The organism is Variovorax sp. W1I1, assembly GCF_030815625.1.
In the GTDB taxonomy this organism is placed as follows: Bacteria; Pseudomonadota; Gammaproteobacteria; order Burkholderiales; family Burkholderiaceae_C; genus Variovorax; species Variovorax paradoxus_C.
In genome coordinates this window covers 249,401-272,971 of record NZ_JAUSWZ010000001.1, presented here as the reverse complement: position 1 = coordinate 272,971, position 23,571 = coordinate 249,401, and the positions used below count along the sequence as shown (strand labels likewise).

26 protein-coding genes and 1 tRNA gene are annotated in these 23,571 nt (G+C 63.0%); 7 read left to right on the top strand and 20 right to left on the bottom strand.

Annotation, left to right across the window (positions count from 1 at the left end; all coding sequences use genetic code 11):
* Positions 1-12 precede the first annotated feature (12 nt).
* The 9 genes from QFZ83_RS01330 to oxc form a co-directional block, all read right to left on the bottom strand.
* On the bottom strand, positions 13-1,023 hold the full coding sequence (locus QFZ83_RS01330) for a 2-dehydropantoate 2-reductase (protein WP_206175481.1): 1,011 nt from the start codon (positions 1,021-1,023) through the stop codon (positions 13-15).
* A gap of 60 nt (positions 1,024-1,083) precedes the next feature.
* Positions 1,084-1,851: a fumarylacetoacetate hydrolase family protein gene (locus QFZ83_RS01325; protein ID WP_307501680.1), complete on the bottom strand. Its 768-nt coding sequence runs from the start codon at positions 1,849-1,851 to the stop codon at positions 1,084-1,086.
* A 50-nt stretch (positions 1,852-1,901) separates the two neighbouring features.
* Complete coding sequence (sucD, locus tag QFZ83_RS01320) at positions 1,902-2,801, bottom strand: succinate--CoA ligase subunit alpha (RefSeq protein ID WP_307501677.1); 900 nt, start codon at positions 2,799-2,801, stop codon at positions 1,902-1,904.
* Position 2,802: 1 nt separating this feature from the next.
* Positions 2,803-3,975 (bottom strand): ADP-forming succinate--CoA ligase subunit beta, encoded by a 1,173-nt coding sequence (sucC, locus tag QFZ83_RS01315; protein ID WP_307501674.1) that lies wholly within the window; start codon positions 3,973-3,975, stop codon positions 2,803-2,805.
* A gap of 14 nt (positions 3,976-3,989) precedes the next feature.
* On the bottom strand, positions 3,990-4,376 hold the full coding sequence (locus tag QFZ83_RS01310; RefSeq protein WP_307501673.1) for a hypothetical protein: 387 nt from the start codon (positions 4,374-4,376) through the stop codon (positions 3,990-3,992).
* A gap of 171 nt (positions 4,377-4,547) precedes the next feature.
* Positions 4,548-5,795 (bottom strand): formyl-CoA transferase, encoded by a 1,248-nt coding sequence (gene frc, locus QFZ83_RS01305; RefSeq protein ID WP_307501672.1) that lies wholly within the window; start codon positions 5,793-5,795, stop codon positions 4,548-4,550.
* Positions 5,796-5,811: 16 nt separating this feature from the next.
* The gene (locus QFZ83_RS01300; RefSeq protein ID WP_013543560.1) at positions 5,812-6,246 is read right to left on the bottom strand and encodes a PAS domain-containing protein; all 435 of its coding nucleotides are present in this window, start codon (positions 6,244-6,246) and stop codon (positions 5,812-5,814) included.
* A gap of 36 nt (positions 6,247-6,282) precedes the next feature.
* On the bottom strand, positions 6,283-7,539 hold the full coding sequence (frc, locus tag QFZ83_RS01295) for a formyl-CoA transferase (protein ID WP_013543561.1): 1,257 nt from the start codon (positions 7,537-7,539) through the stop codon (positions 6,283-6,285).
* 34 nt (positions 7,540-7,573) lie between these two features.
* Positions 7,574-9,397 carry an oxalyl-CoA decarboxylase gene (gene oxc, locus QFZ83_RS01290; RefSeq protein WP_307501663.1) on the bottom strand — a complete coding sequence of 608 codons (1,824 nt, stop codon included), beginning with the start codon at positions 9,395-9,397 and terminating at the stop codon, positions 7,574-7,576.
* Between the two features lie 165 nt (positions 9,398-9,562).
* Between oxc and QFZ83_RS01285 the strand changes: the two genes are divergently transcribed.
* On the top strand, positions 9,563-10,171 hold the full coding sequence (locus QFZ83_RS01285; RefSeq protein WP_013543563.1) for a Crp/Fnr family transcriptional regulator: 609 nt from the start codon (positions 9,563-9,565) through the stop codon (positions 10,169-10,171).
* Positions 10,172-10,328: 157 nt separating this feature from the next.
* On the opposite strand, the gene QFZ83_RS01280 is transcribed toward QFZ83_RS01285, so the two are convergent.
* The 4 genes from QFZ83_RS01280 to QFZ83_RS01265 all read right to left on the bottom strand — a co-directional run bounded on the left by QFZ83_RS01280 (position 10,329) and on the right by QFZ83_RS01265 (position 14,424).
* The gene (locus QFZ83_RS01280; RefSeq protein ID WP_307501660.1) at positions 10,329-11,165 is read right to left on the bottom strand and encodes a cytidylate kinase family protein; all 837 of its coding nucleotides are present in this window, start codon (positions 11,163-11,165) and stop codon (positions 10,329-10,331) included.
* 25 nt (positions 11,166-11,190) lie between these two features.
* Positions 11,191-12,723, bottom strand: coding sequence for a tripartite tricarboxylate transporter permease (locus QFZ83_RS01275; RefSeq protein ID WP_013543565.1), 1,533 nt, complete (start codon positions 12,721-12,723; stop codon positions 11,191-11,193).
* 19 nt (positions 12,724-12,742) lie between these two features.
* Complete coding sequence (locus QFZ83_RS01270; protein WP_307501657.1) at positions 12,743-13,264, bottom strand: tripartite tricarboxylate transporter TctB family protein; 522 nt, start codon at positions 13,262-13,264, stop codon at positions 12,743-12,745.
* 128 nt (positions 13,265-13,392) lie between these two features.
* A complete protein-coding gene (locus tag QFZ83_RS01265) occupies positions 13,393-14,424 on the bottom strand; it encodes a tripartite tricarboxylate transporter substrate binding protein (RefSeq protein WP_013543568.1) in 1,032 nt (343 codons plus the stop codon).
* A 277-nt stretch (positions 14,425-14,701) separates the two neighbouring features.
* Between QFZ83_RS01265 and QFZ83_RS01260 the strand changes: the two genes are divergently transcribed.
* The 3 genes from QFZ83_RS01260 to QFZ83_RS01250 all read left to right on the top strand — a co-directional run bounded on the left by QFZ83_RS01260 (position 14,702) and on the right by QFZ83_RS01250 (position 17,878).
* Positions 14,702-14,776: transfer RNA gene (locus QFZ83_RS01260), tRNA-Arg, on the top strand.
* Positions 14,777-15,225: 449 nt separating this feature from the next.
* Positions 15,226-17,178: an ATP-dependent endonuclease gene (locus QFZ83_RS01255; protein ID WP_307501655.1), complete on the top strand. Its 1,953-nt coding sequence runs from the start codon at positions 15,226-15,228 to the stop codon at positions 17,176-17,178.
* Positions 17,179-17,539: 361 nt separating this feature from the next.
* Positions 17,540-17,878: a hypothetical protein gene (locus QFZ83_RS01250; protein WP_307501653.1), complete on the top strand. Its 339-nt coding sequence runs from the start codon at positions 17,540-17,542 to the stop codon at positions 17,876-17,878.
* A 106-nt stretch (positions 17,879-17,984) separates the two neighbouring features.
* Here the strand turns inward: QFZ83_RS01250 and QFZ83_RS01245 are convergent, their stop codons facing one another.
* From QFZ83_RS01245 to QFZ83_RS01220, 6 genes are all read right to left on the bottom strand, one after another.
* The gene (locus tag QFZ83_RS01245) at positions 17,985-18,440 is read right to left on the bottom strand and encodes a carboxymuconolactone decarboxylase family protein (RefSeq protein ID WP_307501650.1); all 456 of its coding nucleotides are present in this window, start codon (positions 18,438-18,440) and stop codon (positions 17,985-17,987) included.
* Positions 18,441-18,465: 25 nt separating this feature from the next.
* Positions 18,466-18,906: a cupin domain-containing protein gene (locus QFZ83_RS01240; protein ID WP_307501647.1), complete on the bottom strand. Its 441-nt coding sequence runs from the start codon at positions 18,904-18,906 to the stop codon at positions 18,466-18,468.
* Between the two features lie 41 nt (positions 18,907-18,947).
* A complete protein-coding gene (locus QFZ83_RS01235; RefSeq protein ID WP_307501643.1) occupies positions 18,948-19,691 on the bottom strand; it encodes a nitroreductase in 744 nt (247 codons plus the stop codon).
* A 179-nt stretch (positions 19,692-19,870) separates the two neighbouring features.
* A complete protein-coding gene (locus tag QFZ83_RS01230; RefSeq protein WP_306881555.1) occupies positions 19,871-20,065 on the bottom strand; it encodes a hypothetical protein in 195 nt (64 codons plus the stop codon).
* Between the two features lie 123 nt (positions 20,066-20,188).
* Positions 20,189-20,710, bottom strand: coding sequence for an STM3941 family protein (locus QFZ83_RS01225; protein ID WP_307501640.1), 522 nt, complete (start codon positions 20,708-20,710; stop codon positions 20,189-20,191).
* A gap of 190 nt (positions 20,711-20,900) precedes the next feature.
* A complete protein-coding gene (locus QFZ83_RS01220) occupies positions 20,901-21,341 on the bottom strand; it encodes a helix-turn-helix domain-containing protein (protein ID WP_307501638.1) in 441 nt (146 codons plus the stop codon).
* A gap of 75 nt (positions 21,342-21,416) precedes the next feature.
* Here QFZ83_RS01220 and QFZ83_RS01215 point away from each other — a divergent pair, with 75 nt between their 5' ends.
* Together QFZ83_RS01215 and QFZ83_RS01210 are read left to right on the top strand one after the other, a co-directional pair.
* Positions 21,417-21,839, top strand: a complete 423-nt coding sequence (locus QFZ83_RS01215) for a nuclear transport factor 2 family protein (protein ID WP_307501636.1) — start codon at positions 21,417-21,419, stop codon at positions 21,837-21,839.
* Positions 21,840-21,981: 142 nt separating this feature from the next.
* Positions 21,982-22,353, top strand: a complete 372-nt coding sequence (locus QFZ83_RS01210; RefSeq protein ID WP_307501633.1) for a hypothetical protein — start codon at positions 21,982-21,984, stop codon at positions 22,351-22,353.
* Positions 22,354-22,362: 9 nt separating this feature from the next.
* Here QFZ83_RS01210 and QFZ83_RS01205 read toward each other — a convergent pair whose 3' ends face one another.
* Complete coding sequence (locus QFZ83_RS01205) at positions 22,363-22,725, bottom strand: hypothetical protein (protein WP_307501630.1); 363 nt, start codon at positions 22,723-22,725, stop codon at positions 22,363-22,365.
* Positions 22,726-22,878: 153 nt separating this feature from the next.
* Between QFZ83_RS01205 and QFZ83_RS01200 the strand changes: the two genes are divergently transcribed.
* Complete coding sequence (locus QFZ83_RS01200) at positions 22,879-23,562, top strand: site-2 protease family protein (RefSeq protein WP_307501627.1); 684 nt, start codon at positions 22,879-22,881, stop codon at positions 23,560-23,562.
* The last annotated feature ends 9 nt before the right edge of the window (positions 23,563-23,571 follow it).

The following is a 23,571-nucleotide window of genomic DNA, read 5'->3' as shown; positions in this document are numbered from 1 at the left end:
CGTTCTTTCTTGTCATGCCATCTCGCGAAGACGGACTTGGCCCCGTTGGTCTTCCATCGTGCGCGCAAGCAGCTTGACCAGCGTGTACACGGTGTCGATGTGCGGCGTCGAGGTGTCGGTGAGCCGCGCCAGCTCGACCACCGCGCCCACGAGTGCATCGATCTCCGGCGCACGGCCGGCCTCGACGTCCTGCAGCATCGAGGTCTTGTGCTTGCCGACCTTCTCGGCGCCGGCGATGCGCTTTTCCAGCGTCACGCGGAACTCGATGCCCAGCTTGTGCGCAACGGCCTGGGCCTCGCGCATCATCGCGGCCGCGAGGTCGCGTGACGGCGGGTACTGGCAGATGTCCACCAGCGTCGAATGCGAGAGGCTGCTGATCGGGTTGAAGGTGAGGTTGCCCCAGAGCTTGAGCCAGATCTCCGCGCGGATGTTGTCCAGCACCGGCGCCTTGAAGCCCGCGCCGGTGAAGCAGGCCGATACGCGGTTCACGCGCTCGCTCGACGAGCCATCGAGCTCGCCGACCGGGAAGCGGTCGCCTTCGATGTGCTTCACCACACCCGGCGCGATGAGCTCCGATGCGGGATACACCACGCACCCGATCACCCGCTCGGCCGGCACCTTCGCGCTCACCAGCCCCGTGGGGTCGACGCTGCGCACCGGCGTGCCCGCGAGCGCGCCGCCGTGGTTGTGGAAGTACCAGTACGGAATGCCGTTCTGCATCGTCACGACCATGGTCTCGGGGCCGAAGAGCTTGGGCACGTCGTTGGCCACGGCTTCGACCTGGTGCGCCTTCATCGCGAGGATGACGATGTCCTGCGGGCCGGCCTCGTCGTAGCTGTCGGTGGCCTTCACGTTGCGCGCGACCTGCTCCTCGCCTTCGGCCGAGACCAGCTTGAAGCCGTTCGCCTTGATGGCCGCAAGGTTCGCGCCGCGCACGATGAACGTCACGTCCTCGCCGGCCAGCGCGAGTTTCGCGCCGACCAGGCCGCCGATGGCGCCTGCGCCGATGACTGCAATCTTCATGTCGATCCCCAGTAGTTTTGAATGCGTTGTGCGAGGCCGGCAAGGCTGCTTTTTGTCGTCTCAACCGAAGCGGTTGGAGAGCTTGCCGATGCCTTCGATGCCGATCTCGACCTGGCTGCCCGGCTTCATCGAGCCGACGCCCACCGAGGTGCCGCACAGGATCACGTCGCCGGGGTTCAGCGTCATGTCCTGCGAGATCAGGCTGACCAGCTGCTGCACTGAAAAGCGCATGTCGCTGATCGGATAGTTCTGGCGCTCCTCGCCGTTGAGCACGGTCGTCACGACGAGCGTTGCGGGGTCGAGGCCGGTGGCCACCACGGGGCCCATCGGGCAGAAGGTGTCGAAGCCCTTGGCGCGCACCCACTGGGCGAACGAGGCATCGCGGTTCAGGATGTCGGCAACGGTCACATCGTTGGCGCAGGTGTAGCCGAACACGTGGTCGAGCGCATCGGCCTCGCTGACGGCGGTGGCGGTCTTGCCGATGACGATGCCCAGCTCGCCCTCGAACACCACCTTGCCTTCGCACAGGGGCTTCTTGATCGCATCGCCATGCGCCGCGAAGGAGTTGGGCGCCTTCAGCAGGTACAGCGGCTCCGCGGGCACCGGCAGGCTCAGCTTCGCGCCCAGCGCATGGAAGTTGTTCCACAGCGCGATCACCTTGGTCGGCTCGCTGGGCGTAAGCAGCTTCAGGCCGGCGAGCACGAACACGCGGCCCGTGGGCTCGGAGCGGCCGTACATGTCGCCCTGGTGCTCGTGCACCGCATCGCCCTGCACGGTGCCGAAGGCGGGCTTGCCGGCGTCTTCAAAACGGACCCATTGCTGTTTCATTTGTTGTGTGCTTTCTTGAAATCTGCGAGGCCGGTCGATGGATCGATCGATCAGTCGAACGGGAGGTAGTCAGGGATGACGAGCGATGCCAGCAGCTTCCCCATCTCCGCCGGATTGCTCGTCACATGGATGCCACATTCCTTCATCACCGCGAGCTTTTCCTGCGCGGTGCCGCGCCCGCCCGAGACGATGGCGCCCGCGTGGCCCATGCGTTTGCCGGGCGGCGCGGTGGCGCCGGCGATGAAGCCGACCACGGGCTTGCGCATGTGGTCCTTGATCCAGCGCGCGCAGATCTCTTCTTCGTTGCCGCCGATCTCGCCGACCATGATCACGGCATCGGTGCGCGGGTCGTCGTTGAACATCTTCAGCACATCGATGTGCTTGAGTCCGCCGACCGGATCGCCGCCGATGCCCACCACCGTCGATTGCCCGATGCCGAAGCGCGCCAACTGGCTCGCCGCTTCATACGTCAGCGTCCCCGAGCGCGACACCACGCCGATGCGCCCGCGCTGGTGGATGTGCCCCGGCATGATCCCGATCTTGATTTCGTCGGGCGTGATGAGCCCCGGGCAGTTCGGCCCGAGCAAGAGCGTCTTGCTGCCCTCCATGCGGTGGCGCGTGCGGATCATGTCGCGCACCGGAATGCCTTCGGTGATGCAGATGACGAGGTCCAGTTCTGCATCGACCGCCTCGTCGATCGCGGCGGCAGCGAACGGTGGCGGCACGTAGATCACCGAGACGGTGGCGCCGGTCTCGGCCTTCGCGTCCTTCACCGTGCCGAAGACCGGAATGCCGTCGAAGGACTTGCCCGCCTTGTTCGGGTTCACGCCCGCGACAAAGCACTTCTGGCCGTTGCCGTAGTCGCGGCACATCGCCGTGTGGAACTGGCCGGTCTTGCCGGTGATGCCCTGCGTGATGACGCGGGTGTGCTTGTTGATGAGGATCGACATCTCAGTGGCTCCTCCGCCGCGCCGCGGCCACGGCCTGTTGGGCGGCATCCGCCATGTCGTCGGCCGTGATGATCGGCAGGCCCGATTGGGCGAGGATCGTGCGGCCCAGGCTCTCGTTCGTGCCCTTCATGCGCACCACGAGCGGCACGGAAAGTTCGACCTCGCGCGCCGCCGCGATGACGCCGCGCGCAATCACGTCGCACTTCATGATCCCCCCGAAGATGTTGACCAGGATCGCGCGCAGGTTCGGGTTGCGCAGCATCAGCTTGAAGGCCTGCGTCACTTTCTCTGCCGTCGCGCCGCCGCCCACGTCGAGGAAGTTGGCGGGCGAGCCGCCGTAGAGCTTGATCACGTCCATCGTCGCCATCGCGAGGCCCGCGCCGTTGACGAGGCAGCCGATGTCGCCATCCAGCGCGATGTACGAGAGATCGAAGCGCGAGGCCTCGAGCTCGGCCGGGTCTTCTTCATCGAAGTCGCGCATCGCCACGATCTCGGGTTGGCGAAAGAGCGCGTTCGAATCGAAGTTGAACTTGGCATCGAGCGCGATCACGCGGCCATCGCGCGTCACGACCAGCGGGTTGATCTCGGCGAGCGACGCATCGCTCGCATCGAACGCCTGGTAGAGGTTCTGCATCAGCGTGCGCGCCTGCATCACCGACTTGCCCGAGAGGCCGATGCTGCGCGCCACGATGTCGGCCTCGCTGCCCTTCAGGCCCGTCGCCGGGTCGATGAGCACCTTGTGGATCTTGCCGGGCGTGCGCGCTGCCACTTCCTCAATGTCCATGCCGCCTTCGCTCGACGCCATCAGCGCCACGCGGCCCGATTCGCGATCGACCACCAGGGCCAGATACATCTCCTTGTCGATCTCGATGCCCTCTTCCACCAGGAGGCGCTTCACCACGCGGCCTTCGGGGCCGGTCTGGTGGGTCTTGAGCGTCATGCCGAGCAACTGGCTCGCGTGCCGGCGCACTTCGTCGACCGACCACGCGAGCTTCACGCCGCCGCCCTTGCCGCGGCCGCCGGCGTGAATCTGCGCCTTCACCACCCAGGCGCGGCCACCCAGGCGGGTGGCGGCGTCGGCGGCTTCGTCGGCCGAGGCGCATGCGAATCCGCGGGGCGTGGTGACGCCGTATTTGCGCAATACGTCCTTGCCCTGGTATTCGTGGATATTCATGGCAATTGATGGCTTCAGGCGCCCAATTCCGCGCCGCGGCTTTCGGCCCAATTGAAATAGCGGCGGCGTCCGAGGCCTTCGCTCAATTCGCGCTGCTGGTGCACTTCCTTCTTTTGCTCGATCACCTCGGCCAATGACTTGGCGTCGTAGGCGCGCAGCAGATGCGGCTGGTGCGTGGCGAGGTAATGGCAAATCCGCTCGGTGCCGTCCTGGCTCTGGCGCAGCAATTGGCAATAGGTTTCGCGGTCCCAGTGCCAGCGCAGGCCCAATTCGTAGAACGCTGCGTTGTAGGCGTTGCGCTCCGTCTCGGAGCTCCAGTATTGAATTGGCAAATCGTCGATCATCATGAAATTTCTCCTAGAAATTGAATGCCGGGCGACAAATGGCTTGTGGGCTGGCATGGTCAAAATGTAGATTCGATGATCGATAAATAATAGTTAAACTATTTTATTGAATGCATTTGCCATGCGTTATATGTGAATTGGCAAAAAAGAGCGTGGCTGTCCATTGCAAATGGCTTTCGCCATTTGCAAAAAACGCTTTATTTATCGATCGGCCGGCGCGCTTTTAATTCAAATCACGCGCTCGGTGCGCAGCATGGCAATTTCGTCCACGCCATAGCCCAATTGCCGGAGCACTTCTTCGGTGTGCTCGCCCAGCAAGGGCGCCCGTGTCACCTCGGTCCGGCTGTCGGACATCTTGATGGGGTTGCCCACGGTCAGGTACTTGCCACGCGTCGGGTGGTCCACCTCGACGATGGTGCCGGTCTCGCGCAGCGATTCGTCGGCGGCGATTTCCTTCATCGAAAGAATCGGGCCGCAGGGAATGTCGAACTCGTTGAGGATGTCCATGGCCTCGAACTTGGTCTTGGTCATGGTCCATTGCTCGATGCGCGCGAAGATGGGCTTCAGGTGCAAGAGGCGCGCGGCCGGCGTGGCGTAGGCCTCGTCGGTGATCCAGCTCTCCTCGCCGATCACCTTGCACACCGCAGGCCACACCGCGCCCTGCGTGATGAAGTAGATATACGCATTCGGGTCGGTCTCCCAGCCCTTGCACTTCAGGATGGAGCCCGGCTGCCCGCCGCCCGACGCATTGCCCGCGCGCGGCACCGCGTCGCCGAACTTGCCGTCAGGGTACTGCGGGTATTCGTGCATGGTGCCGGTGCGCTCCAGGCGCTGCTGGTCGCGCATCTTCACGCGGCAGAGGTTGAGCACCGCGTCCTGCATCGGCGCGAGCACCTGCTGGCCGCGTCCGGTGTTGTTGCGCTGGTAGAGCGCGGCGACGATGCCCAGCGCCAGGTGCAGCCCGGTGCCGCTGTCGCCGATCTGCGCGCCGGTGACGACGGGCGGGCCGTCTTCGAAGCCGGTGGTCGATGCGGCGCCGCCCGCGCACTGCGCGACGTTCTCGTAGACCTTGCAGTGCTCGTACTTGCCCGGGCCGAAGCCCTTGACCGACGCGACGATCATCCGCGGGTTGAGCTTCTGGATGTGCGCCCAGGTGATGCCCATGCGGTCGAGCGCGCCGGGCGCGAAGTTCTCCACCAGCACGTCGCAGGTCTTGATCAGCGTGTCCAGAACCTGCTTGCCCTTGGGGTTCTTGGTGTCCAGCGTGATCGAGCGCTTGTTGTGGTTCAGCATCGTGAAGTAGAGGCTGTCCACACCGGGAATGTCGCGCAGCTGGGCGCGCGTCGCGTCGCCTTCGCCGGCGCGTTCGACCTTGATCACGTCGGCGCCGAACCAGGCCAGAAGCTGGGTGCAGGTGGGGCCCGACTGCACATGCGTGAAGTCGAGGATGCGAACGCCTTCGAGTGCCTTGCTCATCGTGTTGTCTCCTGTCTTATTTGTTCGTCGCGGCTTCGACTTCTACCAGACGGGCGCGCAATTTGCGCTCCTCCGCGAAGCGGGCGGTTTCGTCGCGCACGATGGCGACGATGCCCGAAACCTTTTGATCGGGGGCGAACAGCATGGAGACCGTGAAGGCGATGGAAAGGGTGTGCCCGTCCTTGTGAAGGGCGGGCACGCGCAGCACGTCGGCACCGTATTTGGTGACCGCCGTTTCCATCGTCTTGTTGTAGCCATCCCAATGCCTCTGGCGTTGTCGCATGGGGATGATGATGTCCAGCGACTGCCCGAGCGCTTCGGCTTCGGTAAAGCCGAAGATGCGCTCGGCAGCCTTGTTCCACAGCGTGATCGCACCCTTGGCATCGCAGACCATGATCGCGTCGCCGGCCCCGGCGACAAGTTGCTCGAAATCGATGGTCGATGAGGTCAAGGTGCGCTCCCGCTTCTTTCTCTTTTCGCTACGGCCTCAGACGGCCTTGGCTTCGCGAAGGTTGTCGATCTGGGCCTTCGAATAGCCCAGCTCGGCCAGCACTTCTTCCGTGTGTTCGCCCAGGAGCGGCGAACCGGTGATCTCGGGCTTGAGGTCCGAGAACTTGATCGGGCTGCCCACGGTGAAGTAGCTGCCGCGCTCCTTGTGCGGCACTTCCACGATCGAGCCGCTGGCGCGCAGCGATTCGTCGTTCAAGAGTTCCTTCATCGTCAGCACCGGTGCGCACGGAATGTCGAACTTGCGCAGGATGTCGACCGCCTCGAACTTGGTCTTCTCGGCCAGCCAGGCTTCGATGGTCGCGAAGATGTCGGTGATGTGCGGCTGGCGCGCCTTGGCGGTCATGTAGTCGGGGTCGGTCTTCCACTCGGGCTTGCCGATGGCATCGCAGATCGGCGCCCAGGCGTGGCCCTGCACGGTGAAGTAGATGTAGGCGTTCGGGTCGGTCTCCCAACCCTTGCACTTGAGCACCCAGCCCGGCTGGCCGCCGCCGCCGGCATTGCCGCCGCGAGGCACCACGTCGCTGAAGGTGCCGTGCGGGTACTGCGGATATTCCTCGAGGTAGCCGAGGCGGTCCAGGCGCTGCTGGTCGCGCATCTTCACGCGGCAGAGGTTGAGCACCGCGTCCTGCATCGAGCAGGCCACGCGCTGGCCCTTGCCGGTCTGTTCGCGGCCGATGATGGCCGTCAAGATGCCGATGGCCAGATGCATGCCGGTGTTGCTGTCGCCGAGCGCCGCGGCGCTCACGGTCGGCGGGCCGTCCCAGAAGCCGGTGGTCGATGCGGCGCCGCCGGCGCACTGCGCGACGTTCTCATACACCTTCAGGTCTTCGTAGTGGTGGCCGTCGCTGAAGCCCTTGACCGAGGCGACGATCATCTTCGGGTTCAGTTCCTGGATGCGCTCCCAGGTGAAGCCCATGCGGTCGAGCGCGCCGGGGCCGAAGTTCTCGACCAGCACATCCGATTCCTTGATGAGCTTCTCGAGCACCAGCTTGCCCTCGGGCTGCTTGGTGTCCAGCGTGAGCGAGCGCTTGTTGCTGTTGAGCATGGTGAAGTAGAGCGCGTCCACATCGGGAATGTCGCGCAGCTGCGAGCGCGTGACGTCGCCGGCGCCGGGGCGCTCGACCTTGATGACGTCGGCGCCGAACCAGGCCAGCATCTGCGTGCAGGCGGGACCGGCTTGCACGTGCGTGAAGTCGATGATCTTGATGCCGTTGAGGGGTTTGTTGTCGCTCATGTGAAATCTCCTGGATGCTGAATACGGGATGGGATTACTTCTTCTTCGCCGTGGCGGGATTCAGGCTCGTGATGCGCCCGCTCTCCGTGCCTGCGGTCTCGTCGATGACGGCGTTGATCAGCGTCGGGCGGCGCGAAGCAACAGCCTCGGTCAGGGCCTTCTGCAGTTCGTCGGCGGTGGTCGCGTTGACGCCCACGCCGCCGAAGGCTTCCATCAGCTTGTCGTAGCGCGCGTTCTTCACGAACACGGTGGGCGCCACGTCGGCGGTGCCGCTCGCGTTCACGTCGGTGCCGCGGTACACGCCGTTGTTGTTGAAGACGATGATGCAGATCGGCAGGTTGTAGCGGCAGATGGTCTCCACCTCCATGCCGCTGAAGCCGAAGGCGCTGTCGCCCTCGATGGCGATCACCGGCTTGTCGGTGACCACGGCGGCGGCAACGGCAAAGCCCATGCCGATGCCCATGATTCCCCAGGTGCCCACGTCGAGGCGCTTGCGCGGCTCGTACATGTCCACGATGCTGCGCGCGAAGTCCAGCGTGTTGGCGCCTTCGTTCACCACGATGGCGTCGGGCCGCGCCTTCACCTGGTCGCGGATCACGCTGAGCGCGCTGTGAAAGTTCATCGGCGACGGGCGCGCGGCGAGCGTCACGGCCATCTTCGAGAGGTTCTTGTCCTTGCGCTCGGCGATGGCGCCGGTCCATTCGGTCGGCGGCTTGGCCCACTTGGCATCGATGCCGCCCAGCAGCGCCGCAACGCAGGAGCCGATGTCGCCGATCACCGGCGCGGCGATGGCCACGTTGCTGTCGATCTCGGTCGGTGCGATGTCGATCTGGATGAACTGCTTGGCGCCCTTGTCCTCGGCCCAGGTCTTGCCCTTGCCATGCGAGAGCAGCCAGTTCAGGCGTGCGCCGATGAGCAGCACCACGTCGGCTTCCTGCAGCACATAGGAGCGTGCGGCGGCAGCCGATTGCGCATGCGTGTCGGGCAGCAGTCCCTTGGCCATCGACATCGGGAGGTAGGGAATACCCGTCTTCTCGACCAGTGCGCGGATGTCGGCATCGGCCTGTGCGTAGGCGGCGCCCTTGCCAAGCAGGATGAGCGGCTTCTTCGCGCCCTTGAGCAGGTCGAGTGCGCGCTTCACCGCATCGGGTGCGGGAATCTGGCGCGGTGCCGGATCGACCACCTTGATGAGCGATGCCTTGCCCTTGGCCGCATCCATGGTCTGCGCGAAGAGCTTGGCCGGCAGGTCGAGGTACACGCCACCGGGGCGGCCCGACAGCGCCGAGCGAATCGCGCGGGCGATGCCCACGCCGATGTCTTCGGCGTGCAGCACGCGGAAGGCGGCCTTGCACAGCGGCTTGGCGATGGCCAGCTGGTCCATCTCTTCGTAGTCGCCCTGCTGCAGGTCGACGATTTCGCGCTCGCTCGATCCGCTGATGAGGATCATCGGGAAGCAGTTGGTGGTCGCGTTGGCCAGCGCCGTGAGGCCGTTCAGGAAGCCGGGGGCGGACACCGTGAGGCAGATGCCGGGCTTTTGCGTCAAGAAGCCTGCTGCTGCTGCGGCGTTGCCGGCGTGCTGTTCGTGGCGGAACGAAATGACCCGCATGCCCTCGGCCTGCGCCATGCGCGTGAGGTCGGTGATCGGGATGCCGGGGAGGCCGAAGATGGTGTCGATGTCGTTCAGCTTCAGCGCATCGATGACCAGGTGGAAGCCGTCGGTCGTTTCGGCCTCCGGTGTGTCGTCCGCCACCGGTTTGAGGGCTCGCACGACCGCATCGCCGTCAACGGCCCGGCTCGTGGGCTTGAGGGCGTCGTCCAGGGTCGTGGATGCCTCTTTGTCCGTTCTTACTGAAGACATGTCTCTCCTTCTGCTTTGGTGAATGGCCGAGGCCCGAGCCGGGACTATGATTCGGGGGCATGCTTTCGAACGTTGACCTCGGTCAACTTTCCGGAAAACGGCACCGGCCTGAAACAGAAGCCGGAACCAGAAGTTGTTGTTGCGAATTCGAGCAAGACGGGACCCATGACGTTGTTGGAAAACCACCCGGAAAAAAACATCATTCGCGCGCAGCTCCGGCAGAACGTCCTGCTCAAGGACCTGAGCGAGAGCGACCGCGCAGAACTCGAAGCCCACCTCGTGATCGTGGACGGCAACAAGGGCGATTTCCTGTTGCACCAGGGGGTGCGCGAGATGGAGCAGTACTTCATCCTCGACGGCATCCTGAAGCGGGTCGTGAGCAACCCGGAAGGCAAGGAAATGATCCTCCGCTTCGCCGACGAACACGACATGGAAACGAGCTATGCGGCACTGCGGCTGGGCACGCCGACGCCCTACGGCATCGTGTGCGTCACCAAGGCCCGCGTGGCGAGCCTGCCGCTCAAGGAATGGATCACCTTTCTCAACCGGCACCCCGAGACGAAGGAGCTGTTCGAGTACCTGGTGATGAAGGGGATGAGCGAGATCATGGCGCACACGATCACGCTGCACTTGCTAGATGCGCCGGGGCGCGTGCACCGGTTCATGCGCAAGCACCCGGAGCTGGAAGACCGGATTCCTAGCAAGGAGCTGGCTTCTTATCTGAATCTCTCCGCGGAAACCCTTAGTCGGCTTCGCAAGCGCGGGAAGATCTAGTTTTCGCAGGGGGCATTCGGGGCGGGTGCACAGGCCACCGGGTACTCCCCTCCGCGAATGTCCCCCGGGCTTCGCCCTCCTCCTTGATTTCGCTGCGGGGAGCACCCGATGCCCTGCGCACTCGGGCACGCCGATGGGGTGTTGCGGCGGCCTGAAGTCAGGTCTGTTTGGCGGATGCGAAACGGCGTGACGTTGCCATCAATCGCAATTGGTTGTGCACCCCGGTCACGCCGGGCACGGCGGCCACCACCGCTTCGGTTTGCGCGCGCTCTTCCGAGTTCAAGACGATGCCGCGCAGGATCACCTCCCCCTGGTTCGCATCGACCGTGACGCGGATGTCACTCGTCTCCGTCTGCTCCTTCAACGCTGCTTTCACGCGCGCCTGCAGCGCCATGTTTTTCAGCAACGCGCGCGACTCGGGCGTCTCCGCGAACTCGGGCCGCGCCACCAGTTGGCGGATCTGCTCGACGCAGCTGTCGACGGTCACGCGGTCTGTGTTGAGCACCAAGTCGTAGAGCACCGGGTCGCCCCAGGTCACGCCGAACTGCGCATGCATGCGCGCCGCGTGCGCCTGGTCGCTGCGGCGGATCTCGGCTTCGGCGAATGCGGCGTCGTCGGTTTCGAGGTCGCCCATGAGCCATTCGACGCGCTTGTCCATCGAACGCGTGATGCGCACGCACACCACGTGCGGCACCGGCCGCAAGAGGCAGGTGGCGCCCCATCCGCGCAGCACCACGTTGCCGCGGTCGGCCAGCGCGAAGAGCTCGTCGGCCGTGTAGAGCGCGACGCTGCGGTGATCGGTCTTCAGGCGCTCCAGGAGGCCGGCCTTGCCGCCGCGCAGCCGGCCGATGAGGCTCTTGGAAACCTGCATCTTCTCGGCCACGTGGTCGATGACCTCATGGCGCATCACGGCGAGCGAGAGCGTTTCCGCGAGCTTGACCGAAACGTCCTTGGCGAGGGAACCCATCTCCTGGGTCAGCGCGATGACTGGCATGTGTTTGCTCCTTGTGCTTTCTCGCTCAATCCACCGGACGCTCGACGGCGAACTCGTCGGGCTTCTTCGGCGGCTTGATGAGGGCGATGCCCTTGGAGATCAGCGGCCAGAACAGCAGCACCAGGGCCAGCGTCGTGATGCCGCCCACCAGCGGGTTGGAGAACATGATCATCACGTCGCCTTGCGAGACCAGCATGGCCTGTCGGAACGAGTCTTCGGCCTTGTCCCCGAGCACCAGCGCAAGCACCAGCGGCGCGAGCGGGAAGTCGAGTTTCTTGAACAGGTAGCCGATGACGCCGAAGCCGAGCATGAACCAGATGTCGAGCATCGCGTTGTGCACGGTGTAGGCACCGATCGCGCAGATCACGATGATCACCGGCGCGATGATCGAGAACGGAATGCGCAAGATCGAGGCGAACAGCGGCACCGTGCTCAGCACCACGATCAGGCCCACGATGTTGCCCAGGTACATGCTGGCGATAAGGCCCCAGACGAAGTCCTTCTGCTCGACGAAGAGCAGCGGTCCGGGCTGCAGGCCCCAGATCAGCAGGCCGCCCAGCAGCACGGCAGCGGTCGGCGAACCGGGGATGCCCAGCGCCAGCATCGGCAGCAGCGCGCTGGTGCCTGCGGCGTGCGCCGCGGTCTCGGGAGCGACGACGCCTTCCATCTGGCCGGTGCCGAACTTGGAGCCCTTCTTCGACATCTTCTTGGCGAGGCCGTAGGCCATGAACGAAGCCGGTGTGGCGCCGCCGGGCGTGATGCCCATCCAGATGCCGATGAGCGAGCTGCGCAGCGACGTGACCCAATACTGCGGCAGCTGCTTCCACGTTTGCAGCACGACCTTGGGGTCGATCTTCGCGCTCTTGCCGGAGAACTTCAGGCCCTCTTCCATCGACAGCAAAATTTCGCCGATGCCGAAGAGACCGATCACCGCGATCAGGAAGTCGAAGCCGCGCATCAGCTCGGGCTGGCCGAAGGTCAGGCGCAGCTGGCCGGTGACCGTGTCCATGCCGACCGAGGCGAGCGCGAAGCCGAGCGCCATCGACGCGAGGATCTTGAAGGGCGATCCCTTGCCCATGCCCACGAAGCTGCAGAAGGTCAGCAAGTACACCGCGAAGAATTCGGGTGACCCGAACTTGAGCGCGAACTTCGCGACCAGCGGCGCGAGAAAAGTGATCATCACCACCGCGATGAAGGCACCCACGAACGACGACGTGAAAGCCGTGGTGAGCGCGGCACCCGCGTTGCCCTGCTGGGCCATCGGGTAGCCGTCGAAGGTGGTGGCCACCGACCATGGTTCGCCGGGGATGTTGAACAAAATCGAGGTGATGGCCCCGCCGAACAACGCACCCCAGTAGATGCACGACAACATGATGATGGCCGAGGTCGGCGACATCGTGAACGTGAGGGGCAGCAAAATTGCCACCCCGTTGGCGCCGCCCAGCCCCGGCAGCACGCCGATGAGCACGCCAAGAATGATCCCCACGAACATCAGTGCGATGTTCATCGGGGTCAGGATCACTGCAAAGCCCTGCATCAGGGCGCTGATTTCGTCCATTTCGCTGTGCTCCGTGAGTTCAGTAGCCGAGGAACCGGAGGGGGTCGAGTGCGCCCTTGAACAGGGGCACCTTGAACCACACCTCGAACATGCAGAAGAAGACCGTGTTGACCGCGAGGGCCGCGATCACGCTCTTCACCCACGAGTACTTGCCCAGCACGATCATGAAGAGCGCGATGTAGACCGCCGATGCGACATACAGCCCCACGAAGGTGATGCACAGCACGTACACGCTGGCCGGCACCAGCACCGAGAGCACGCGCTTGAGCTGCACCGAATCCACGAACACCTCGGTGTTGCGGTTCTTGCCGAGCAGTGCCTGGTACAGGATGCCCGCGCCCGAGATCGTGATGATCACGCCGATGAAGAACGGGAAGTAACCCGACCCCGGCCCATCGCTCGTCCAGCCCGCGCCGAGCTTGCGGGCCTCGAACACCACCACCAGCCCGATGATGAGCAGCAGCGCCGCGACCACCGCCTCGACCACGTAGGTGGCGACGCCCGAACGCGGCGCCCCATCGGAAATTTCTTCGTGCTCCATGGAGCCCCCATCGATCAAATGTGTGAGTGAAATGAGGCGGTGCGCGCGCTCGTTGCGTGCGCACGCCTGCCTTCCGGCGCGCGACCCCGCCGCGGTCTCGCGGCCGGGGCTGGCTCTGTGCCCGCGGCTTACTTGTTGCTGGCCAGGAAGCCCGCGTCCGACATCAGCGTGCGGTGCGTCGTTTCGGCCGTGGTGAGCCAGTCGGCAAAGGGCTTGCCGGTCATGAAGGTCGGGTTGAAGGCACCCTTCTCCATGTATTCCTTCCACTCCGGCGTGGCGGCCACCTTGGTCAAGAGGTCCGTGTAGAACTTGAGCTGCTCGGGCGTGACGCCCGCGGGCATGAAGATGCCGCGCAGCATCGTGTACTTGGTGGGCACGCCCGCTTCCTTGCAGGTGGGCACGTCGTTCCACGATTGCGTGTCGGTCACCTTCGCCTTGAAGGGCATGCGCTCGTCGTCGAACACGCACAGCGCGCGCAGCTTGCCGGCACGCCATTGCGCCACCGCCTCGATCGGGTTGTTGACCGTCGAATGCACGTGGCCACCCACCAGTTGCACCGCGACTTCGCCGCCGCCCTTGAAGGGCACGTAGATGAACTTGGTGCCCGTGGCCTTCTCGAGCGCGACGGTGATGATCTGGTCTTCCTGCTTGGAGCCGGTGCCGGCCATCTTGAATTTGTTGGGACCCGCGGCCTTGGTGGCCGCAATGTATTCGCCGGCCGTCTTGTAGGGCGCGTCGACGTTGGTCCACAGCACGAACTGGTCGAGCGCCAGCATCGCGACGGGCGTCATGTCCTTCCAGTTGAAGGGCACGCCGGTGGCCATGGGCGTGGTGAACAGGTTCGACAGCGAGATGATGATCTTGTGCGGATCGCCCTTGGCTTCCTTCACCGCGAGAAAGCCTTCGGCGCCCGCGCCGCCCGACTTGTTGACGACGATGAGCGGCTCTTTCATGAGCTTGTACTTGATGACGATGCCCTGCAGCAGCCGCCCCATCTGGTCGGCGCCGCCGCCGGTGCCGGCGGGGATCACGAACTCCACGGGTTTGGACGGCTCCCACGCGAAGGCGGGGGTGGCGGCGGCCAACGCGAGTACGGCCGCGCCAAGCGCTTTTGCAGGCCAGCTGCGGACGGCCTGCGAAGCGATGTTTTTCATCGTCATGTCTGTCTCCAATCTGTGTAGGGTTCGCCCTTTTTTATTCTTGGATCTGAGCGGAGATACGAACAGGGCGGATGTTGCGCGCACGCGTTCCGCGTCGACTTGACCGTGGTCAACTTCTTGGAGATTTCGTATCGGGGTTAGCCCGCGCTGGCTGTGCTTTTGCACTGGCGCGCGGCCTGTGCGCGAAGGCCACGCGGAGCGAGCAGGAAGGCCTATAAAATCGCGCGGCGCACCGGCAACCACCCGCCGGCCGGGCCCCCAGCCCATCGCGCCGAATGTCTTCGTAGTTCAATGGATAGAACGGGGTCCTCCTAAGACTCAGATACAGGTTCGATTCCTGTCGAAGGCACCAGCTCCAGAGAAGTCAGCTCTCCAGTTATGTTCGGACGCATGAGCCCCGAGGCCACGCGGCAGATCGCTCGTCCGAGCGGAAAGATCAAAGCCCGACTCGCCAACCTTCCGAATCGATAGCGAGCTCGGCAAACCTACCGCAAGTTTTCGAGCGCAATCGCGGCTCTAGCCGACCGTCGCCACCCGAACGCTCGAAGGGCCTCGACCAGCGTCTGCCGGCTACCTCCGCAGCACTCTCAGATTCCTGCTTTGCAAGGGGACAACTCGCAACGCGTCGATTTCAGTTCCGATGCGGATCAGCTTTGCGAAGCTGGCCGAATCAACTGGTCAAGGAGGCGTTGAAAGTTCGGATCGCTTGAATTCAATGCATCAGCAAAACACCCTAGTTCACCGTATCGACTTGTTTCGCTCCAAGGCATATGCTGGCTTGAACATCTAGAGGGAAGAAATATGCGCATTGAAAAGGTATACGTGGAGAATTTCCGCTGCATCAAAGAAGCGGAGATTCTTTTTGATGATGCAACATCATTCGTTGGCAGAAATGGAGTTGGAAAATCCACAATTCTCTACGCTTTAGACAGCTTCTACACACCATCTACTCAATACTCGAAACTTGATTACTACGGCCACAATTCAGAACTCGAAATAAAAATTCGCGTGACCTACGGAAGTCTTCGCGAAGATGAATTGAAGGAATTTTCAGAGTACATCAAGGATAACAAGTTGGTTGTCAGCAAGAAAATAAATAGCGGCGGCGCCAGATACTACGGAGCCTCTGCACAAATCCCCATATTCGCCGACGCGAGAAAAGTCCCGTTTCAAGCACGACGCACCCTTTTGAAAGAGACGCTCGAAAATGGCGAACTCCCTGGATTGGCTGCAATTCCAAACAACGCAGCTGCTTTGGATGTATTGATGGCCGAGTACGAAAGCGCCCATCCAGATATGCAAGTTCCCATAGAAAGAGAAACGCAATTCTTTGGCTCTAAAAATGTTGGGGGAGGCAAACCGGATAATTTCACCAAATTCGTCTTGGTTCCAGCTGTGCGCGATGCTTCAAATGAGATGGAAAAACGTGGTGCAATCATGCAGCTACTTGATTTGATCGTCACTCGAAGTATTGCCAACAGAGAAGATTTTCAGAAATTTAAAACGGATTTTGAGGCAAAGGCCAAAGAGCTATACGGAAAAGACAATTTGCCAGAACTGACAAAATTGGGCGAGTCAGTTTCCGAACGCCTGCGTCGCTATTCTCCCGGCGCGGATCTTTCTATTGATTTTGAGGAACTTAAACCTCCATCAATTCCGCTTCCTGACGCAACAGTTTCGGTGTCAGAGGATAATTTCAGCGTTCCAGTGCGCTATACCGGGCATGGCCTACAACGTGCAGTAGTGCTCTCGCTTCTCGAGCAGCTATCGTTAACTCCTGTACCTCAGGTCAATCCTGCGAATACAGATACAAATACAGAAAATGCCAATTTCACTGATCGAATTCCCGATCTGATATTGGCTATCGAAGAGCCGGAGTTGTATCTTCATCCAGCTCGCAGTCGCTATCTTGCGAAAATACTGAGAGGGCTTGCTATAAGAGCAGAAGATGCTCTAGCTCCATCCACTCAAGTTCTTTATGTAACTCACTCCCCCTATTTTTTAGAAGTGCAGCACTTCAACGAAATTCGCATTTGCAGAAAAACACTTGCAGACCCAGCAACCGCCCCTCGACACACGGCATTTACGCAATTCAGCAAAAAGCAGGCGGCAGAAGAACTAGCAAGAATCTGGGAACGTCCTGCAGAAGAATTTACCGAGCAGGCTTTCGTATCCCGTGCGGCACCCGTGTTGAACACTATCGTTAACGAAGGTTTTTTTGCGGACGTTGTCGTTGTTGTGGAGGGAGAATCCGATGTCGCCGCTCTTTGGGCGATGCAAGAATTAATGAGTGCAGGCTGGGATCAGCTTGGCATTGTATTAATTCCAGTCGGAGGAAAAAATAATCTTGACCGAGCAGTGGTCGCATTCAGGGGATTTGGAATTTCTACCTACTTCATTTTTGATGGGGACAAGGTTGAAAATAAGACCGCTCACACGAATCGCGCATACACAAGAATGGGCGGCCTAGATTCAATAGATTACCCTTCGACGCTTGCTACGCCGGACTTTGCAGTCTTCGAAAATGATATCGAAACTTACCTCCAAAGCTGTGTTGGAGAAAGATTTGCCCCTCTCCGCGGAGAATGCGCCGCCGCGCTTTCTTATGAAAAACCATCAAAGGCCCTAAAAAACTCGGAAGTTATGGAGCTGTTTTTCAAAAAATCCATTGAGGAAGGATTCAAATTCCCGGTCCTAGAAGAAATCGTCAACCAAATTACCAACAAGGCCCACGCGCTTGTTGCCGCAGTTTAATTTTGCTGCAAGACGAAGTGAGGAAATCGGGACAATTTCACGAATAGATTTAAGGCCCGTGCACCGACCCCTGCCCGTTCGGTGAAAATAGGCACGCGAAATTAAAATGCTACTCGTAGGGATGCTGCAAACCAATTCCAAGGGCGAGCTTCGCGCGATTTAATATTGCGAGCGCCAGCGATCAATCGAACAATTGATTGATTGGAAGGACCGAAATAAAAGATAAACGCCGCGTCTCAGGGCGTATCGCAGTCGAATTCAGACCGCGATTTTCTGAGGCAAATTCAGGCGGCTGGAACGGTGGTGAGACACCGAACCAGCCTAACCACAACGTGCAACCTCTTGGGAGAACCCGCACATCATGGCTAAGAAGAAGTCTATCAACGGCGCCACAAGCGCCTCCACCACCACCGCCGAGCCCAACACGTCGGCACCGCAACTCCCGCAAGCAAAAGATTTTCTCGACACCCCTCGTCGCGAAGTCATCCGCATCGCAGCCTGCGAATCACTCGACTGGCTCGCCATCCTTCAAGCGCTCTCCGGGTCCGCCACCTTCGACTCGGAAACGCTGGCCAACAGACTCCCCGGCATCCTCAAGCACCTCGCTGAATTGAGCAGCGTCGTCCTCTCCGCCATCGACGACCCGAGCCACAAGACCGCCGCTCTGCGTCAGAGCTTGAGCCAAGCCGGCGCGACGTGAATCGGTGAATCAAGCCGCTGCTACGCAGCGGCTTTTTTACCGACTCAACGCGGCTCGTCACCAGAAAACGGGCCGCGTGCGTGACGCCACGCCGATCGATGCGGCGCTACGCAGCACCCACCGCCTGCGGCGTATTCCGAAAACTGATCGCCATCCGGTTGTAGACATTCATCAACCCGATCGCGATGGTCAGGTCCACCAGCTCACGCTCCTCGAAGACAGCCCGCGCCGCGTCGTAGTCGCCGTCGGGCACGCCCGTCTCCGCCACCCGCGTCACCAACTCCGCCCACGCCAGCGCGGCACGCTCGCGTGCGTCGAAGAGCGCACCCGCTTCGCGCCACGCCTGCAGCAGCGCGAGCTTTTCAACGGCCTGCCCTTTCTTCAACAGATCGCGCGTATGCATGTCCAGGCAGTACGCGCAGTTGTTGATCTGCGAAACCCGCAGGTACACCAGGTCGACCAGCACCGGCGACAGGCCGCTCTGCGAGACGTAGCCGTACACGGTGCCGATGGCCTTGATGCCGGCCGGGGCGATCTGGTTGTAGTCGAGGCGTTGGGTCATGGTGGTCGCGCTCCTGGAGATCGAATCAGTGGGTGATGGGCGTCGTGAGCGCGGTGTCGTCGGTGTCCACCACGAACACGGCGAGCAGCTTCGCGGGCCGAGTCTTGCTGGCGTTCCGGCTGACCGGATGCTTCGCGCCGGGCGGCTCGTAGAAGCTCTCGCCGGCACGAAGAATCTGCTTCGGGCCATCGTTCACCTGCGACTCGATGGCGCCCGCCACCACGTAGCCGTAGATGAAGGCCGACTTCGCATGCACATGCGCCGGCGAGGCGCCGCCCGGCGGATAGTCGACGACCACCGCGACCAGCGACTTGCCGGGGATGTTCGGAATCGCCTGCTTGAGTGCGGGCGTGACGCTTTCGGCCGGCTCGTGTGCGGCGGCGGGAAGGGGCGCAAACGCGCCGAGGGTGCCGGCTGCGACAACAACGACAGCAGCAACAGCGGCGGCAAGCGATGAGATGTTCATGCGCGTTTTTTCCTGAATCAAGAATCGAAAGAAAAGAAAGGTCAGGCCGGAAAGCCGGAGAACCGCGCGAAGTCGTGCACGCGCTCCCTCGGCATCGCGGCGCGGTTCACTTCGGCCTCGGGGTCGCCGTATCCCATGGACATGCCGAAGGCGGTCACCTCGTCCGGCGACATGTGCAGGTGCGCCGCGATCGGTTCATGGAACTGCGCGAACGCCACCTGCGGGCAGGTGTCGATGCCGCGCGCTTTCGCCGCGAGCATCACGTTCTGCGCGAAGAGGCCGAGGTCGATCCAGCTGTGCGGCTTCAACCGGCGGTCGATGCTGAAGATGAGGCCGACCGGTGCGCCGAAAAAAGCGTAGTTGCGCTCGGTCTGGCGCGTGCGGGCGGGCGTGTCGTTGCGATCGATGCCGAGCGAGGCGTAGTAGCGGGCGCCGAAGTCCATGAGCCTCGCGCGGTAGGTGTCGGGCAGCGGCTCGGGAAAGTGCTGGGGCGCCGGTGCAGTGCCGGCGCGGGAGGCGGCGACGAGCACATCGGTCAGCGCGTTCTTGACCGCGCCGCTGAGCACGTGCACGCGCCACGGCTGGATGTTGGCGCCGCTCGGCGCAAAGGCGGCGTCTTGCAGGATTGCTTCGACGACTTCGCGGCGCAGCGGCTGCGCCTTGAAGGCACGCGTCGCGCGGCGCGAGCGCATGACGGTGGCCACGCATCTTGCGATCGCCTCCTGCGGTCCCTCTGCGGCGGGCTGCGCCACTTCGGGCTCATCGATGAGGGTGTCGGCCATCATGGTGTCGTCTCCTGCTGAATGACTGCGGGAGGCGATCATGGGCGCGGCTGGCGAAGAACGGAACTGATGGTTTTGCAGTTCCATATTGCACGCCGTTCAACTGCGGCTGGATGCGCAGGAAACGCGAGCGAAAGGGCGACAGCATCGCCCTTCATTCACTCACTCACTCACTCACTCACTCACTCAGGCTTGGTGGGCACCGTCCGCTCTTCGATCCAGTGCGTGCCTTCGCCGAAGACCTCGTTGCCCACCTCGGCCATGATTTCCAGGTCGCGGCGCAGCGCGGGCGTCTCGGGCTTCCAGCTCGCGGCGGCCTGGATCTGATGCTTGAGGTGGCTGACCTCCAACGACCAACCCAGGCGAATCTCTTTCATGGCGGCCGTCATTCAGCAACGCGCACCGCGCGGCAGATGCGCAGCGTGCCCGCGCCGCCAAGGGCGCTCAAGCCGAGCGCTGCCTGCCCGCTGTGCCTGCCTCATCGCCGTGCGCCGCCTGCGTCACATGCGGGGCGCAACCGCGGCGGCCTGCCTGAAGCGCTCGATGTGCGCCAGCACTTCTTCGAGGGTCACAGGCAGCGCGATCCGGGGGATGTTGATGACGAAGCCCACGAGCGATGAATTGGCCTTCATCAGCATGCGCTTGAAGGGCGAGGCCTTGGCAAGGTAGCCCTTCGGATTGCGCAGCGACACGCCGAGAAACTTCTGCTGCTGGAACTTCACGATCTGCGCATCGGTGATGTCGGACCACGGGATGAAGCCGGCGGACAGTCCCGATGCGTTGTCCGTGATGCCGGTGAGATCGATCGTGATCGCCGGCTTTCTCGACACGAGCCGGCCCAGTGCAAAGAGCCCGACCGCGCCGAAGAAGACGATGCTGGCCCATCCACTGAGCCAGCCCATGAACTCGTCGCCCCGAATGGGATTTCTCAGCAGCCAGACGCCCCCGGCTACGAAAAGGACCGAGCCCACGAGGAGCAGGCTGACGCGCAGGCGGCTTGGATAGATGACGACAGGAGTCATTGGAAGCAGTTCCGTCCCTGGAAATGAAGCTGCGGCAGATTAACGCCTTCGTGCGGCAACGCAAAACGGCCGGCCTGCGTACGCCGGATGGCGCGGCTCGGCGAGAGGTGCTTGCGAGGGAAACGGGGTGCAGCAACGGGCGCGGGGCATGAACGAAAGAATGCGTCCAGCCCTCAGTTGCCCCTGCTGCTCAGCGGTTCTTTGCTGCCGATGCCGGGGCGCTTTCACTCACCACCGCTGCCGCCGCATCGAACGCCTCCCGATTCCGGAGCACGTCCTCGATGTTCCGTTCCGCCCAGAGGCGCAGTTCTTCCAGCGTGGCCGCGAGCGATTCGCCCAGCGGCGTCAACGAGTACTCGACCTTCGGCGGCACGGTGGCGTAGACCTCGCGGCGCACGATGCCGTCGCGCTCCAGCGAGCGCAGCGTTTGCGTGAGCATCTTCTGCGACACGCCCTGGATCTCGCGGCGCAGTTCGCCGAAACGCCGCGTGCCGCCGATCAGCAAGCCCACCACCAGCGCGGCCCATTTGTCGGCGATGCAGTCGAGCACCTGCCGCGTCGGGCAGGTGGCGAGGTACGGGTTCCATGCCGGGTGAGCGGCAGGTTGCGGGGCTTGTTGTTGTTCTTCCATGGTCACTTCGAGGTGCCTTGGGCACGTTGGGGTGCGTTCTTGCGGGAGGAGATGCGGGTGGCTATTGTCCGCGCCATGAATACGAACACCACCATCGACACCACCACCCCGCAGCACAACATCGAACTCGTCCGCAGCTACTTCGACGCCGTCGCCAAGGGCGACTTCGAGACAGTCGGCAAGATCTTCGCGGACGACATCGTCTGGCACCAGCCGGGCAGCGGCAGCCTCTCGGGCACGCACCGGGGCAAGGAGGCCGTCTACGCGCTGCTGGGGCGCTTCATGGAGCGCAGCGGTGGCAGCTTTCGCATCGACGGCGTCGGGCCGCTGATGGCGCAGGGCGATCGGGTCGCGACGCCGCTGCACTTCAGCGCGGAAAAACCGGGGGCGTCGATGGCGATGTCGGGCGTGGACGTGCTGCGCATCGAAGATGGGCGCATCTGCGAGGTGTGGCTGTTCTCCGAAGACCAGGCGGCGGAAGACGCGTTCTGGGGTTAGTGCGCGGTCCCGCGGCGCCATCGTTTCGCAACCTGAGTGACATTTGGGAACGGTACTTCACCTAAGCGATGTGAGCGGCCTCGTGCGCAGGGGCGTTGGATACGACATCAGGGCTGTTCCATGCCCCGCTTCAGGAGATGAAATGTCGATTCCCCGAACCGTTCTCAAGCTGGCCGCTGCAGGCGTCATCGCCGCAGGTGCATTGTTCGCCGGCGCATCGGCCAATGCGGAGACCCATTGGTCCGTTGGCGTCAACCTGCCGGGCCTGGTCGTCGGCCAACCGGCACCGGTCTACTACGAGCCGGCACCCGTTTACTCGCGGCCGGCGCCGACGTACTACCAGCCCCCGGCGCCTGTGTATTCCACGCCCGCGCCGGTGTACTACGAGCCTGGTTCCCGCTGGGAAGAGCGTCGCGCGGAGCGTTGGGAAGAACGCCGTGCCGAGCGCCGTGAATGGCGCCGCCGGCAGTGGGAGCGGGAGCAGCATCGCCGGTATTACGAAGACCGCGACTGATTGATCGGATCACCGGCGCACGTAGCTCTTCGCGCCGCTGTCGCTTAGGCAGTACTGGCCGCCACGCGGACCCGTGCAGATGCGGCCGGAGCGGCAGGCGCAATCGCCGGCGCCCGCACCGCTTCCGGTTGCCTGCTGCGGCGCGAACAGTCCGCGCGCTGCACCGCCGCCGCCTTGGGGGCCGGTGCAGACTTTCTTCGAACCGCTGATCGATCCGTCGTTGCAGACAAACAGCGCGCCCGAGCAGTGGGACACGCCGCCCTTGCCGCCCGAACACGGGTAGTTGGCTTCGGCGTCGAATGCCGCGAGCAGCCCACCGAGCATGAACAGCAGGGGCATCGCACGCAGCAGGCGGGCAAGCGGGTATGTCATTGCTTTTGCGTGCCGTGCGCGGCTGCCGGCAGATGGAACTCCTGGCGCTCCGGGTGAACGGGCTTCGACGCTACCATCCGCCGGCAGCAACACGTCTGCTCGTGTTCCCCAAGGAGCCCTACCGGCGCGCCTTCGAACCCCGCTTCGATCCACATGCTCATTGCGCTGAAGTTCATCGCTGCCATCGCGCTGCTGGCAGCCCTCCATATCGCTGTCATGGCTGTCCTCGGCAACTGGCTGGGCATCAAGGTCCGTCGGATCGCGTTCGGCATTGGGCCGGTGCTACTGTCCCGCGGCCTCTTCGAGCTGCGACTGCTGCCTCTCGGAGGCTCGGTCACGCTGAAAGACACCCGTGTGGAATGGGTGCCGGACGATGTTCAGGCCAGCTACTTCGATGACGCCTTCAACCACCGGCCCAGGGCCGTCCAGGTGCTGTTGCCGCTCCTGGGCGCCGCTGCGCTGGTGCTGGTTGCGGTGGTTCTTCACCCAGGCTCGGGGCTGGTCAGCGTAGGCAGCGGCTTCGTGCAGATCGTGGCCGGCGCGTTGGGGCCGCTGAGCACCGCCCAAGCATTGCTCGAGGGCACCCGTGCCTCGGTCGTGCAGTACGGCTTCGTTTCGCTCTTGGGCCTTGTCGCGGCCAAGCTGGCAGCCTTGAATCTGCTGCCGCTCTCCGCGACAAACGGTGGACAGGCACTCCTGGCATTGATGACGCGCGATCTTCGCAGCGCTCCGTCGCAACGGCTGGCAAAGTTATCGGCATGGAGCGCATGGCTCTGGGTCGCGCTGGCGCTCTCCTGGCTGGTGGCGATCGGCGTCTTCGCCGTCCAGGTCTTGTAGGCACGCGCC